Source organism: Acetobacterium malicum subsp. dehalogenans DSM 11527 (assembly GCF_000472665.1).
Classification (GTDB): Bacteria; Bacillota; Clostridia; order Eubacteriales; family Eubacteriaceae; genus Acetobacterium; species Acetobacterium malicum.
The window spans coordinates 1-13,153 of record NZ_KI421449.1 but is presented as its reverse complement, the minus strand read 5'-3'; the positions used below and the strand labels follow the sequence as shown (position 1 = coordinate 13,153).

Genomic DNA, 13,153 nt, shown 5'->3' with positions numbered 1-13,153 from the left:
CTAACTTAAAACAAATTTTCAAACCAGCTCCTGACAATTTGTGAATCTGTCATCAGCGACTCTTCCTTTTTTTCGGTCACCAGTTCGCGACGATATTGTTCCTGAACCGGCTCGGTCATACCATAACCTCTGGCTTGAGCCTCAATTGATTGCAGATTCATATTGGTTACCAACTGACCTTCTTTACTGTCATTGACCTGTATGGCATCCTCCAGGGTTTTCTGGAGTTCGCGAATTTCAGTGTTCTTTTCGGTGATCAATGCATGTTGAAATAATATGCCAATCATCGCCACAAACGCAATTAAGCCAATGAGCATAACATAAGAGCTTGTAGTCATATGTTTTTCTTTTTGTTTGGGCATTTTCACTCTTTTTTGTGTGGTCGCCATGGAACGCTCCTTTATTTAACTTTCTGTTCCCAGCTTTTCAACAATCCGCAGTTTTGCACTTCGAGAACGCCGGTTTTCTGAAGTCTCATCAGCCCCCGGAACAATCGGTTTTCTGGAAATTAGCTTCACTTCCGGTAATTTTCCACAAACACATTGGGGGAAATCCGAAGGGCAGGTGCAGGGATTGGCTTTGTTTTTAAAGAGATGCTTGACAACCCGATCCTCCAGCGAATGAAAGGTAATGACACACATTCTTCCGCCCGGTTTCAGGGCTTCAAGTCCCTGGGTCAAGGCATCTTCCAATATTTTCAACTCCCCATTGACTTCCAGCCGAATGGCCTGGAATGTTTTTCTGGAGGGATGTTTTTCTTTAAAACGTTCTTTGGGAGGATAAGCATTCTTGACAATTTCACTTAGCTCCAAAGTGGTGGTGATTCGTTTAAGCGTTCTGGCTTTAACGATCGATTTGACAATTTGGCTGGCAAATTTTTCTTCGCCATATAGAAACAGTATTTTTTTCAGTTCCCCGGGCGCATAGTCGTTTACTACCATTTCGGCAGTTAACTCCGCCGACTGGTTCATCCGCATGTCCAGAGGACCATCGTTATGATAAGAAAAGCCTCGGGTATCGTCATCCAGTTGAAATGACGAAACCCCGAGGTCATATAGAATACCGTCGATTCCAAAGAGATGGAGGCCCTTTAGAACCTTGGCTAAACTGGCAAAATTACTTTTTACAAAATGACGTTGGCAGACAAAATCTGCCAGGCGATTTTTGGCATAAGCCAAAGCATAATCATCCTGATCGATACCGACCAAAATGCCGTTTTCATCCAATGATTCGCAAATCCATTGGGAATGACCACCGCCGCCCAGGGTACAATCCACGTAAATGCCGTCTGACTTAATGTCCAGGCCTTCGATGGATTCCCGCAGTAATACGGTGGTATGTGAAAATGTCTGTGGCTTCATTTATATTCCCAGCATTGCCATGTTATTGGCAATGTCCTCATAATTTAAGTCATCGTTATCGTTATAGCTGGACCACAGTTGACTGTCCCAAATTTCCAAGCGATTTGAAACTCCGATAATGGTCACCTCTTTTGTTATTTTTGCATATTTGCGCAAGGACAGTGGTATACTTGCCCGGCCCTGGCGATCCAATTCGCAATCGGCGGCACCGGCGAAGAAAAATCGGGTAAATGCCCGTGCATCCTTATCTGATACTGGCAGAGATTTTAATTTACTTTCAAAATTTTCCCATTCTTCCATGGAAAAAACAAACAGGCAGCAATCCAGTCCCTTTGTTAAGACAAATTCTCCGCCCAGAGATTCTCTGAATTTTGAAGGAATGATCAATCGTCCCTTGTCGTCGATATTATGTTCATACTCTCCAAAAAACATTCAGATCCCCCTCCTTCTTACTTTGCTCTTCCATTTTCTTCCACATTATACCACACTCCACCACCCTTCACAAGTTGCGAAACCGGCTATTAAGCAAAAATCAAAGATTTATTTTGTTAAAAATTCCCATCATTTGTATTAATTTTATATCAAAAAACTTAAAAATAAATTCACCAGCATGTTTGTTCTTAAATTCTACATTATAACTTGTGATTGTCCGGGTTTTGGTTTAAACTAATAAAATAATGAAAATTAAGGAGTTATTTAAAATGAGAGCAGTAGTTACGGTTATTGGAAAAGACCGCACCGGAATAATTTATAATGTATCGAAGATTTTGGCCGAAAACAGTGTCAATATTGAAGATATCAGCCAGACAGTTATGCATGATTTTTTCACCATGATCATGCTTGTGGATATGACCAACATGTCAGTTGATTTTAATATCCTGAAAGCCGCCCTTGAAGAAGTGGGCGAAACCATTGGCATGTCGATCCGTATTCAGCATGAAGATCTTTTCAATGCCATGCACACCATTTAGGCGGCCCGATTATGGCAATGTTTAAAGACGTCCTCGAGACGGTTAGAATGATCGAAAAAGAGCGCCTGGATATCCGGACCATCACGATGGGAATTTCGTTACTGGACTGTATTGATTCCTCTGGAGCCAAAAGTCGTCAGAAAATCTATGAAAAAATTACCCGTCTGGCCGAAAACCTGGTCAAAGAAGGGGAACGGATTGAAAATGAATTGGGAATTCCGATTGTTAATAAACGGATCTCAGTAACCCCGATTGCGCTCATCGCCGGCAGCAGCGATGATCTTAATTATGTTGAATATGCCAAAACCCTCGATGCTGCCGCCGCAACCGTCGGGATTAACTTCATTGGTGGTTTTTCGGCCCTTGTCCCTAAGGGGTTCACCAAAGGTGATCGGATTCTCATCGATTCCATCCCTGAAGCTCTGGCCACCACCAATTGCGTCTGTTCGTCTGTCAATCTTGGTTCCTCTAAAGCTGGTATTAACATGGACGCCGTCAAACGGCTGGGCGAAGTGATTAAAGAAACCGCCTACCTGACCCGGGATGCCGATTCCATCGGCTGTGCCAAGTTTGTGGCTTTTGCCAATGCAGTCGAAGACAATCCCTTTATGGCGGGCGCCTTTCACGGCGTCGGCGAAGCCGAATCAGTTCTCAATGTTGGAGTCAGCGGTCCCGGTGTTGTCAAACGGGCACTTGAAAAAGCCCAGGATGCATCCTTTGGCGAAATGGCCGAAATCATCAAGAAAACCGCCTTTAAAATTACCCGGGCCGGCCATCTGGTTGGTACAACGGTAGCTGAACGCCTGAATGTCCCCTTTGGTATTTTGGATCTGTCCCTGGCTCCAACCCCAGAAATCGGCGACAGTGTAGCTCGAATCCTGGAGGAAATGGGCCTGGAACATTGTGGCACCCATGGTACCACCGCAGCTCTGGCGATGCTCAATGATGCCGTAAAAAAAGGCGGTATTATGGCCTCCACCTCAGTGGGCGGCTTCAGCGGGGCCTTTATCCCGGTCAGTGAAGACGAAGGCATGATCGAAGCGGTAGAATGTGGCGCCCTGACCTTTGACAAACTGGAAGCGATGACCAGTGTCTGCTCGGTTGGTATCGATATGGTCGCCATTCCCGGTGATACACCAGCTTCCACCATTTCCGGTATCTTAGCTGATGAGGCCGCTATCGGAGTCATCAATAATAAAACCACCGGTGTTCGAATCATTCCCGTTTATGGTAAAGATGTTGGTGATACCGCCGAATTTGGCGGACTTCTGGGGCGGGCCCCAATTATGCCGGTCAATAAAAATGACTGTTCGGTTTTTGTAAATCGTGGCGGACAGATTCCCGCCCCAATTCACAGCTTTAAGAACTAACCCGATCGGACTGGCAACTTGGGGGACCCACAACTGTGGGTCTCCTGTTTTATCGAAAGGAGCTAATAAATGAATGTCGAATTATGGGAAAAATGTGTAACCTTTCACGGACATCACTGTCCCGGCCTGGCGATTGGTGTCCGCGCTTCGCTGGAAGCCATCAAAGCGCTTTCCCTTGATCTGGCCGGAGCTGATCAGATTGTCTGCGTCGCTGAGAATGAGTCCTGCAGTGTTGACGGCATCCGGGTGGTGCTGGAGTGCACTGGCGAAAAGGGCAATTTATCTTTTATAAAAGGCGGAAAACAGGCTTTTTCTGTTTTTAATCAAACCACCGGTGCGAGTATCCGTTTAATTTTAAAAGAACTTCCGCCAATGGAACGTGATGAAATGGAAGCCTTCCTGCTTAACGAACCCGACGCGACAAAACTCTTCGATTTTGAAAAACCCCATTTCGAATTACCTGAAAAGCATAACTGAACTGAGTTTTAAAAACACCACCATGATTAATCCGGACCGATTAATCATGGTGGTATTTTTTTATTCACTCAGCCATTACCACTTGCGGTGCCATCGGCAACTTTGATATGGTATAATAAATAAAATAATTTACGATAAAATTTATAACGAGGTGCGTCCATGTTTACTTTACCCACTTATACAACTCCTGATTTTAGCGAAACCTTTTTTGTCAAAGCCCCCAGCGTCCGAACGATGCCAGCTCCTATGGATGGGGTGGTTCCGGAAAACTTTTATGCCACCACCATCTTTCCTGAGTATTTTAAAATCCATGATAACTGGCAACTGATGGCTGAAAGTCGGATGGACTGCGTGGTTGTTATTGCCGATGATCGGCCCCGTGCCATCGAATTCAGAAACGTCAAAAAAGGCGATGCAGTGGTGGTCGGACGTCATGAGGATGGCGGAAACGGTGTTTATGTCGATCATTTTGCCTTCAGTAAAAAGCAGCCAGATGGTGATAATTTTTCGTTTCGTACCTCCAATTCCCGGGAAACCGCCTACTCCCGGGACTATGACCGACTCTATCAACTCTTGGAATTCGAGCGGGACAATGGCTATATTCTCTGGGTTCTCGGCCCGGCGGTAACCTTTGATCAGGATTCCCGAAATGCCATGACCCATCTGGTGGAAATGGGCTATGTGGATGCCCTCTTTGCCGGGAATGCCCTGGCAACCCACGATTTGGAATCCCACTTTTTTAACACCGCCCTGGGTCAGGACATCTATTCCAAAGAAAATAAGTCACTGGGCCACTATCATCATATCGAAACGATCAATCGGGCGCGGAGTTGCGGTTCTCTGGAAAATTTAATTGAAAAATATAAAATCGCAGACGGGATTGTCAGTTCCTGTATTAAAAATGATATCCCCATGGTTTTAGCCGGTTCGATTCGCGATGATGGGCCTTTACCTGGCGTCTATGCTGATGTTTACAGCGCCCAGGATGCCCTGCGGGTGCACACCAAAAAAGCCACTACGATCATCTGTCTGGCGACCCAGCTCCATACCATTGCCACCGGCAACATGACCCCTTCCTACCAGGTGGTTGACGGTGTGATTCGGCCAGTTTATTTTTATACGGTGGATATCTCCGAATTTGTGGTCAATAAGCTCAAGGATCGGGGCAGCCTCAGCTCGAAGTCGATCATCACCAACATCCAGGATTTTGTGGTTAATTTACAGCGGAATTTATCTTTGAGATAATCATCATCAACCTAAAAAAAGACTTTTGCCTAAGCAAAAGTCTCAGACTGTCAAAAAAGATAACCTAGTACCGACAATTGTTACATCATGTTGTACGCATCGGAGCGGACACGGCAAAGCCTGTCCGATTCTTCGCGAAAGCAACGAGCCAATCACAAGCTTGCTTGTAGTTGGCGACTGCTCGCGACTAATGCGAAAGGAGCGTAGCGGATTTCGCATAGCGCGGCGAACAACAGATTAACAATTGGTCGGTACGGTAGTTTGTCGACAACCTCAGACTTTTGCCTAGGCAAAAGCCGACACCACTCGATGATTAAATTACATAATAGAAGGTAAAATTAAAGGCAGTACTGAAAAGTTGATCAATTGTAAAACCCAGATTGTACAGGCCGGTGGGTCGATGTGGCTGTCTGCATAGCTGTTAAAGGTTAACCCGGCAAACTCGCCGATTAATGCGCCTAAGATACCGGTGATGGCGGCCGCAATAATGGCTGCCACTGGGCTTAATGTCCCTGAGAAAACAACAATGGCTGTTGACGCGGCAGGTAAAACGATATGATGACAACCATAGAAAGGCAGTCCCATGCAGGCAAAGACCAATCCAAATGCGGCAATCCCAAAGGCAAAGCCTCCCATCTGTGAGAAAAGATAAGCGGCTTCATCGGAACCGGCCAATGCCATATTTCCGAAGGCTGCCACAATTCCACCAATCAGGATACCAAATCCGGCCCCCAGAACGATGGTAAAAATCAAGTCGGAGCCTTGGGGCAGATAATGTCGTGTCACTCCAGCTGGAGTTTTTCCGGTTAATCCGGAGTTGGTAAAAAGCAATCGCACTAGAATCGCTGAAATGACCACGCTTAAAGCAACGGTGTCGGTCCAGGCTGCTGACCCAAATACATTTGCTCCAATAAGTGAGCCGACGGTAAAGTTTAATAAGTAACCAATAATACCAAAGATTCCGCCAACCAGTAAAACTGAAGCATCTTTTAATCCTGCCAGAGGCGTGATAATATCTCCGCCAACTTCCAGTTTCCCGATTTTTTTAGCATAACCGGCGGCTGCTACCGCACCGGCAAAAGCAACACATGGCGAGAACCATGATCCAAAGCTGACGATGCCAATGGCTGGGGCACCAAAATCTCCGGCTAAAATTGCGGCAACTACTGTTAACCCGGTAAAAATAAATGATGGCACCCCGCCGATGGCGGCTGCAAACAACCCGCCGCCAAAAGCAGCAATTAATAATGTTAAATCCATCTCTTTCTCCTTTTAAATAAAATTTAGATTTTTGTAAACATGGGTCCATCGAGTGGCTTTGGTAATGTTTACACGATCAGTTTAACAAGAAGGACAAATTTTTGCTATGGTCGCCATTGCCAAAATATCGGCCATCATTTGTGCATCATTCACAAGGATCTTCCCTTGCTATCCGGTGCTGCGGTACTGCCACTCGAATCGAATGATCATAATAATAAGTTTTTTGAAAAAACCAAAAAAGAGCCTGAGCTCTCTTAGATTAAGGGGTTAATATGGACTTTACATTATCCAAATTAGGGGTCACAATCCCTATGTGTTAGAATACGCTATTTGCCAGAAAAAAGCATCAGCTCCGATTAACAAAATATCGATATGAATCTGTGCGTTATGCACAGACTACAGTCGCTCCTAGAATCATTATCCCTACTCAATTGCTCAGACAGTCCTATGACGGATCCAGTATAAAATTTTACTGCTGTTTTAGAAATTCCAGAATCCGAAACGAATACGCCAAATCAAACTGAACCTTAGGGGCTGTCAGTTCCAGCTGTGTCAAGGCTTTGATTCGATCAATCCGATAACTGAGGGTATTGCGATGAATATGGAGGGCTTCACAAGTTTCTTTGTAATTACAGCCATAATCGATAAGCGTGTTTAACGTATAGAACAATTCTGATTGATGCTGCCGGTCGTACTTTTCAAGCGTCAGTAAACCACTTTGGACAAAATCCTTAAGATTATTTCCTGCATTACCGGTGATCTTCTCAAGCAGATGAAAAAACTTATAATCACCATAATTAAAAAATCGCTTCTGATCATGGATCATTGCGCCGATGCGAATAGCTGCTCCAGCCTGCAAATAATAACTTTGAAAATTTTCAATCCCCTGAAAAAAATCACTCATCCCAATTCGCAAAGCATGTTTTTCGATAAAATTCTTCAAACGACTGATTCCCTTATCCGTTTTTGCCTTTTCCAGCTCCGTACATAAAATGACCATTTGATTACCATAAAAAATGGCATGAGATTTCGGAAAAACCAGATATAAATCATCTCGCAACGAATCTTTAATGACCTCCTGATAGAGGTTGGCATCATTCTGTTCAGAGACTAGTACACACAGATTATTGCTGGTGTTAAGCTCTGATTCCAGGACCCATGACTTAAAATCCGCATTTTCTTTGTCTCGGCCCTCAATCAGATCCATCAGGATTCCCTCGTTCATGTTGCCGCGAATATATTTGTACATTGGAATCTTTAAAATAATTTCTGTCAGTACCTCGTTGGCCAGCAGCAGTAATTCTAAATGCTGATTTGTCACTTCAGCCTTTTCAAAAAACATCACCATCGCACCGGCATATTTACCCCGAATGATCACCGGTGATACGAGTACTTTTGCATCACTTTCCAAACCGACCACATAGGGTGTCCGTTCCTTGGGAAAACGTTTGACCTCTTCAATATTGACAATTTCAAAAATAAACTCGTGGCTGCAAAATCCTTTTGAAATGGCAAAATTCCACGAAGGATCGGTAATTTCATCGGTTCGGCTCATGCCGCGAATGGAAAAATTGATATCAATAAAAAGGACTGGCTTTTCCATCAGATAACTGATAGTTTCTACGACCTCTTCCACCGTGTGGTTTTCCAGCAGTAATCTTAATAACCGATTGCTCTGTCGGTATCTCAGTTCAGTTTGACTATCCATCGCCGTTATTTAGTTTTCACTCCATTTCAGTTGTTTGAATACTTGCCCAATGCTTCCCTTAATGATCAAATTTGCCCGGGAATCCATCGGGGTTGAGGATTTATTTACCAGCACCAGGTTTTTACCCCGATAATAATCGATGAGTCCTGCCGCCGGGTAAACACCCAGAGAGGTCCCGCCAATAATCAGTACGTCAGCGTTTCTGATAGCCGCAACCGACTGACTCATTACATCGTTATTCAGGCCTTCGCCGTACAATACCACATCAGGTTTAATGGTTCCGCCGCAGTTACATTTAGGCACCCCCTGACTTTCCTGGATCATCTGCACCGGATAAAATTGATGACAGCGCATGCAGTAATTGCGATGGACCGAGCCATGGAGTTCCAACACCTGCTCACTGCCCGCCAGTTGATGAAGACCGTCGATATTCTGCGTAATCACCACCTTCAATTTCCCATGGGCTTCCAATTCTGCCAATTTTACATGGGCGTCATTTGGTTTAGCTTCCAGGTACAGCATTTTATTACGGTAAAAATGATAGAATTCTTCAGTATTATTCATAAAAAATTCATGGGAAAGAATCGTTTCCGGCGGATATTGATAGGTCTGGCTGTACAGCCCATCGACGCTTCTGAAATCCGGGATTCCGCTTTCAGTGGAAACTCCAGCTCCACCAAAAAAAACAATACTTGCCGCTTTTTCAGTCATTTCCTGTAAAATTTCGGTCTCGTTCATGATTCAACCTCTTTTCTCAAAACACTTATTGATCTTCTATTTTTCTTAAAAAGTATTTTACCATATCCAGACCCCTATTTCTCGATAACTCGTTAAAATCTTTACCATAGGGATCTGCAAAGCCATGTTTGCCCGGCACAATAAACATCTCCACCCTGTCTTTTTGTCCAAGTTTTGGAATAATCGACTGAACCTCAAAGGATTTTTCCAGCTCCGGAAATATCAGCAAACAGAGGCAAACCGGGTTGATCGCCAGATAGTCCCGGATTCGTGATCCGTAGTAGCCGATCATTCCATCACAACAGCGGTTCGCAGTCAATCGCCAGGCGATGGTCGCACCGATACTTGATCCAAAAATGATGATTTTTTTATAATGATCTTTTAGTTTCTCAACATTGACGGCGATTTCTGTATATCGATCAAGGCCAACTTCCATCATGAAATTATCATATGCCCGATCACTTTCTGCATACCCATAAACATGGTTTCGACCACTCAGATCCACGCAATAGGAATCATAACCTTGATGTTTAAAAAAATTTGCCCAGTCTTTTATATACTGGTTGATTCCGTAAATTTCCGGGATGATCACAACCGCTTTTTCTGCCCCTATTTTTTGTTCACACATGGTCAGTTTCTCTTTTTTAAATGACAGTATCCGACACGAAGTTTGTGTTATCATCATTTTTCCCCTTTTAATTATTTGAGCAGTATTCACTCACCATAAGTGCAATCACCAATCCAGGTATTTTAACGATAAAAACAATCGTCGAAAGATTTTTTCAACGATTGTTTATTACATTGCTATTGGTGTCTTATCCTAATTTTCAATCTTCGGCGATGACGATTAAGCCATCTTTTTCACCTAAACTAACTACGGTTGATTTAACCGGATTAATATAAATACCATAATCCTTTTGAGCGTTCTTCTGTTCTGCCGCAATCACATAGCCAATGACAATTTCGCCTTTTCTTTTTGCCGCTTCAACCAGGGTATAATAATTGACAGTTGAGCCCGGTTTAATATATTTTGATGCTTTTTTAATATAGAGTTCTGACCCATCAGCATCAAATAAATCTTCAAAGACCGTATTGATCATCTTATTCTCCGAAACCTGCGTCAGCATCAAGCTGATGAGTTTTTCACTGACAATAAAATCGTTGACCTTCGTCACTTCCGCTAGTTTCTTATTTCTAAAATCCATCATTTCACTAACTACTGAAAAACGGCAATTGAGTTTTTCAGAAATATCCCGGAGCTGCAGCAGTACCACCAGCGTGTTGGCATCAGATTCCTGCACATCAAGCGCAGAATTATTTGACAGAATGATCACATGATCATAATTTTTAACCATTAATTTGTCTAAAATACTTCGATCTTTGGGATCACCTTTTAATAACTCAATTTTTTGATTAACAACCTGGCTGAGAGCCATCTGAAAATCTTCATCTTCGACACAGTCCGAAACAACGGTCAGGATCGATTCCTGGGGTACATAATTGTCAATTTCGTGAATAATTAAGTGAGCATTATCATTCCAACCCAGTATCAGTGTTTTTTCCGGATTATCCAATTCAGTTACTGCTGCTTGCAGAATTACTTCTGTGTCAATCCTATCCTGCCGCTCCGTATTTGCCACGATGGTATCATCATCTTCTGAGATGGCAATGATCCGATCTCCCGGCTGTAAAATTGTTTCCATCGATGGGTTTAAATAAGTTTTTCCCTGAGATTGAATTCCAATCACGGTCGACTTTTCAAACCAAAACAACACCTCACCAAAGGTTTTGCCAATTGCTTCTGGACAATCACTGAAGTAAATCTCATCTCCGCCAAAATCCAGCAGTTCAGTATAAACGGTTGAAAGTCCCGGCTGACGACAGGTTTGGGCAATAATACGAGAGATTAATGTATCACTGAGAATTATTTCGGCCTGATTATTCCCGGCAATATGGGCTACCTGGACATTTTCAGGATCTCTTAAAACAGTAACGATATTATAAGGTTCACTCCGCTTGTTGGGATTATTTGTGATGGCAAGAATCGTTTTAATAACCCGGGTATCATCCTCTGGTATGATAATAATTGATCGGGAGGTGTTTAAACTGACGATTTCAAGATCATCGATATCGATGGGATTTCCCTGTCGGGTAACAATTCTCGTGGTTTTCATATCCGTGATCCGTTCCCGGATGGCATCGTCCATTTCAGATTTATCGTGATTCCCCATGATGACGATACAGGCATGCTTGCGGTTGCTGTTTGCTTCAATCAACTCTTCAATAATCGTAAATATCTGTTCAGACCAGCCCAGAATGATGGTTTGGTCTTTTTCGATCACTCGCGATCGGCCTTTTCGCAGCGAATCCAGTTTCGCTTCAATACCGGTTGTTAAGATCCCAATTAAGATACTGAGAATAAAGATACCACCCAGGGTGGTAACAAACATCAGAAAGATATAACCGATGCTTCCGGTATCACCACTTACTGTTCCTGAGTCGATGGCTCGCATTAAGCCCATCCACAACAGCTCAGTAAAACTGGAGGTTGGACCCGATTGAGTAATCCAGACAATCAGCGAAATTACAGCGATCATTATTGCAGTCGCACTGGCCAGGGACAATAACAGAATGCCTGTACCTTTTGACATCAGGTTGTCAAATTTGTACCGTAGTTTTTCTAAGAAACCAACTTCATCCATTTTTTAGCACCTCTTCTAAGTTATTTATTTTTGTCTGAACCCAAATTTTAAACACTCATCCAGTTTTAAACCAGAGGATTATGTTATCTTAACCTTGAGGCTTTACCCAAATATTTTATCACATTCGATCACGTCCTACAATCATTGTTGGCGCTCTATTTTACAGATTTGCGATTTTTGGGATTTAGGTAAAACATCATTATATGGTCTTATTCCTCGGCATCTGGATCATCATCTTTTCGCTTTTTCAGTAAACTGCCAAGAAACATTCCCAATAAAGCGATCGCCCCATAAATACCCCCATAGATCAAAGCCTTTATCTCAATAATCATAAATATCGATGGTAGAAAAATGATGCTCATAAAAATCGGATAAAACCAGACATTCCCATTTTTAAGTCCATATATAAATGCAGAAATTAAACAATAAGCCGGAATAATCAACGTCATAAAGAACGAGAAATATTTAGAACTTGGCTCCAGTGTGGGCAAAATAAAAAAGATCAAAGAAGTCATAATCAGATACGGTAATACCGGAATTAACAACGGTAAGTTTTTTTTCATATTCGGCTCCTATTTGCAAAAACTGATGATCTAAAAATATATTTCATACATTTTATTATAGCATGAAAATATAATGTATTGCGAATAAAGTAGTTTAAAACTATTCCGTTATCCTCGCTCTTGCGGCACTTCGGCTCCGCGGTGCTACGCCTCAGTCGCGTCAGTCGCCAGATGGCTTCAATATAAAAAGCTTTCGTATCAAACGGCTCTTAGCGTTACTGCCGTCTAATGAAGCCGTGCAACTCCGTCTTCGCTGCGCTGCGCCTCCGTTTGGGGCTTCGCCCCATAAAAAAATAGATATATGAACATTGATTTTCAAGTGAACTTGAATCTACATCTCGTTAATTTACTGCCGTTTTACTCGCTCATGCGGCACTTCGGCTTCGCTGCGCTGCGCCTCAGTCGCGTCAGTCGCCAGATGGCTTCAATATAAAAAGCTTTCGTATCAAATGGCTCTTAACGTTACTGCCGTCTAATGAATCCGTGCAACTCCGGCTCCGTTTCACTACGCCTACGTTTGGGGCTTCGCCCCATAAAAAAATAGATATATGAACATTGATTTTCAAGTGTACTTGAATCAATATTCATATATCTATTTTTTTGCACGGCTTCATTAAAAAAAGTCCCGCAATGTCCTATCCTCCCAGGCAGTTGCCCACCAAGTACTTTCGGCGCTGGAAGACTTTACTTCTGTGTTCGGTATGGGAACAGGTGTGGCCCTTCCGCCATCATTACGGAACTAGATAAACTAGTTAATA

At 43.1% G+C, this 13,153-nt stretch carries 13 protein-coding genes and 1 rRNA gene; 4 read left to right on the top strand and 10 right to left on the bottom strand.

Annotated elements, in window-relative coordinates:
• Nucleotides 1-5 precede the first annotated feature (5 nt).
• Genes A3KS_RS0118425 through mraZ form a run of 3 tightly spaced genes read right to left on the bottom strand, consistent with a single transcriptional unit; the run spans nucleotide 6 to nucleotide 1,793 of the window.
• Nucleotides 6-389 carry a hypothetical protein gene (locus tag A3KS_RS0118425; protein WP_026396142.1) on the bottom strand — a complete coding sequence of 128 codons (384 nt, stop codon included), beginning with the start codon at nucleotides 387-389 and terminating at the stop codon, nucleotides 6-8.
• A 15-nt stretch (nucleotides 390-404) separates the two neighbouring features.
• On the bottom strand, nucleotides 405-1,361 hold the full coding sequence (gene rsmH, locus A3KS_RS0118420; protein ID WP_026396141.1) for a 16S rRNA (cytosine(1402)-N(4))-methyltransferase RsmH: 957 nt from the start codon (nucleotides 1,359-1,361) through the stop codon (nucleotides 405-407).
• Nucleotides 1,362-1,793, bottom strand: coding sequence for a division/cell wall cluster transcriptional repressor MraZ (gene mraZ, locus A3KS_RS0118415; protein WP_026396140.1), 432 nt, complete (start codon nucleotides 1,791-1,793; stop codon nucleotides 1,362-1,364). It lies immediately after the preceding gene.
• A 269-nt stretch (nucleotides 1,794-2,062) separates the two neighbouring features.
• Between mraZ and A3KS_RS0118410 the strand changes: the two genes are divergently transcribed.
• From A3KS_RS0118410 to A3KS_RS0118395, 4 genes are all read left to right on the top strand, one after another.
• Nucleotides 2,063-2,332, top strand: a complete 270-nt coding sequence (locus A3KS_RS0118410; RefSeq protein ID WP_026396139.1) for an ACT domain-containing protein — start codon at nucleotides 2,063-2,065, stop codon at nucleotides 2,330-2,332.
• Nucleotides 2,333-2,343: 11 nt separating this feature from the next.
• Nucleotides 2,344-3,702: a PFL family protein gene (locus A3KS_RS0118405; RefSeq protein WP_026396138.1), complete on the top strand. Its 1,359-nt coding sequence runs from the start codon at nucleotides 2,344-2,346 to the stop codon at nucleotides 3,700-3,702.
• Nucleotides 3,703-3,771: 69 nt separating this feature from the next.
• Complete coding sequence (locus tag A3KS_RS22005; RefSeq protein WP_051355996.1) at nucleotides 3,772-4,179, top strand: formylmethanofuran dehydrogenase subunit E family protein; 408 nt, start codon at nucleotides 3,772-3,774, stop codon at nucleotides 4,177-4,179.
• Between the two features lie 159 nt (nucleotides 4,180-4,338).
• On the top strand, nucleotides 4,339-5,424 hold the full coding sequence (locus A3KS_RS0118395; protein ID WP_026396137.1) for a putative NPN-dependent ornithine cyclodeaminase: 1,086 nt from the start codon (nucleotides 4,339-4,341) through the stop codon (nucleotides 5,422-5,424).
• A 318-nt stretch (nucleotides 5,425-5,742) separates the two neighbouring features.
• Here the strand turns inward: A3KS_RS0118395 and A3KS_RS0118390 are convergent, their stop codons facing one another.
• From A3KS_RS0118390 to rrf, 7 genes are all read right to left on the bottom strand, one after another.
• Complete coding sequence (locus A3KS_RS0118390) at nucleotides 5,743-6,684, bottom strand: DUF7973 family transport facilitator (RefSeq protein WP_026396136.1); 942 nt, start codon at nucleotides 6,682-6,684, stop codon at nucleotides 5,743-5,745.
• A gap of 469 nt (nucleotides 6,685-7,153) precedes the next feature.
• Complete coding sequence (locus A3KS_RS0118385) at nucleotides 7,154-8,392, bottom strand: PucR family transcriptional regulator (RefSeq protein ID WP_026396135.1); 1,239 nt, start codon at nucleotides 8,390-8,392, stop codon at nucleotides 7,154-7,156.
• Nucleotides 8,393-8,401: 9 nt separating this feature from the next.
• A complete protein-coding gene (locus A3KS_RS0118380; protein WP_026396134.1) occupies nucleotides 8,402-9,130 on the bottom strand; it encodes an NAD-dependent protein deacylase in 729 nt (242 codons plus the stop codon).
• A 25-nt stretch (nucleotides 9,131-9,155) separates the two neighbouring features.
• Nucleotides 9,156-9,812: a dienelactone hydrolase family protein gene (locus A3KS_RS22000; RefSeq protein ID WP_169727722.1), complete on the bottom strand. Its 657-nt coding sequence runs from the start codon at nucleotides 9,810-9,812 to the stop codon at nucleotides 9,156-9,158.
• A 145-nt stretch (nucleotides 9,813-9,957) separates the two neighbouring features.
• A complete protein-coding gene (locus A3KS_RS0118370) occupies nucleotides 9,958-11,832 on the bottom strand; it encodes a CASTOR/POLLUX-related putative ion channel (RefSeq protein ID WP_026396133.1) in 1,875 nt (624 codons plus the stop codon).
• A gap of 209 nt (nucleotides 11,833-12,041) precedes the next feature.
• A complete protein-coding gene (locus tag A3KS_RS21995) occupies nucleotides 12,042-12,395 on the bottom strand; it encodes a hypothetical protein (RefSeq protein WP_051355995.1) in 354 nt (117 codons plus the stop codon).
• 622 nt (nucleotides 12,396-13,017) lie between these two features.
• Nucleotides 13,018-13,134: ribosomal RNA gene (rrf, locus tag A3KS_RS0118360) — 5S ribosomal RNA — on the bottom strand.
• Nucleotides 13,135-13,153 lie beyond the last annotated feature (19 nt).

Bases quoted from the DNA above. Each gene is read 5' to 3' on its own strand.
- A3KS_RS0118395 (WP_026396137.1), top strand. From the start codon at position 4,339: ATGTTTACTTTACCCACTTATACAACTCCTGATTTTAGCGAAACCTTT.
- A3KS_RS0118385 (WP_026396135.1), bottom strand. From the start codon at position 8,392: ATGGATAGTCAAACTGAACTGAGATACCGACAGAGCAATCGGTTATTA.
- A3KS_RS0118370 (WP_026396133.1), bottom strand. From the start codon at position 11,832: ATGGATGAAGTTGGTTTCTTAGAAAAACTACGGTACAAATTTGACAAC.
- A3KS_RS0118410 (WP_026396139.1), top strand. From the start codon at position 2,063: ATGAGAGCAGTAGTTACGGTTATTGGAAAAGACCGCACCGGAATAATT.
- rsmH (WP_026396141.1), bottom strand. From the start codon at position 1,361: ATGAAGCCACAGACATTTTCACATACCACCGTATTACTGCGGGAATCC.
- A3KS_RS0118405 (WP_026396138.1), top strand. From the start codon at position 2,344: ATGGCAATGTTTAAAGACGTCCTCGAGACGGTTAGAATGATCGAAAAA.
- A3KS_RS22000 (WP_169727722.1), bottom strand. From the start codon at position 9,812: ATGATAACACAAACTTCGTGTCGGATACTGTCATTTAAAAAAGAGAAA.
- A3KS_RS0118380 (WP_026396134.1), bottom strand. From the start codon at position 9,130: ATGAACGAGACCGAAATTTTACAGGAAATGACTGAAAAAGCGGCAAGT.
- A3KS_RS0118390 (WP_026396136.1), bottom strand. From the start codon at position 6,684: ATGGATTTAACATTATTAATTGCTGCTTTTGGCGGCGGGTTGTTTGCA.
- A3KS_RS0118425 (WP_026396142.1), bottom strand. From the start codon at position 389: ATGGCGACCACACAAAAAAGAGTGAAAATGCCCAAACAAAAAGAAAAA.
- mraZ (WP_026396140.1), bottom strand. From the start codon at position 1,793: ATGTTTTTTGGAGAGTATGAACATAATATCGACGACAAGGGACGATTG.
- A3KS_RS22005 (WP_051355996.1), top strand. From the start codon at position 3,772: ATGAATGTCGAATTATGGGAAAAATGTGTAACCTTTCACGGACATCAC.
- A3KS_RS21995 (WP_051355995.1), bottom strand. From the start codon at position 12,395: ATGAAAAAAAACTTACCGTTGTTAATTCCGGTATTACCGTATCTGATT.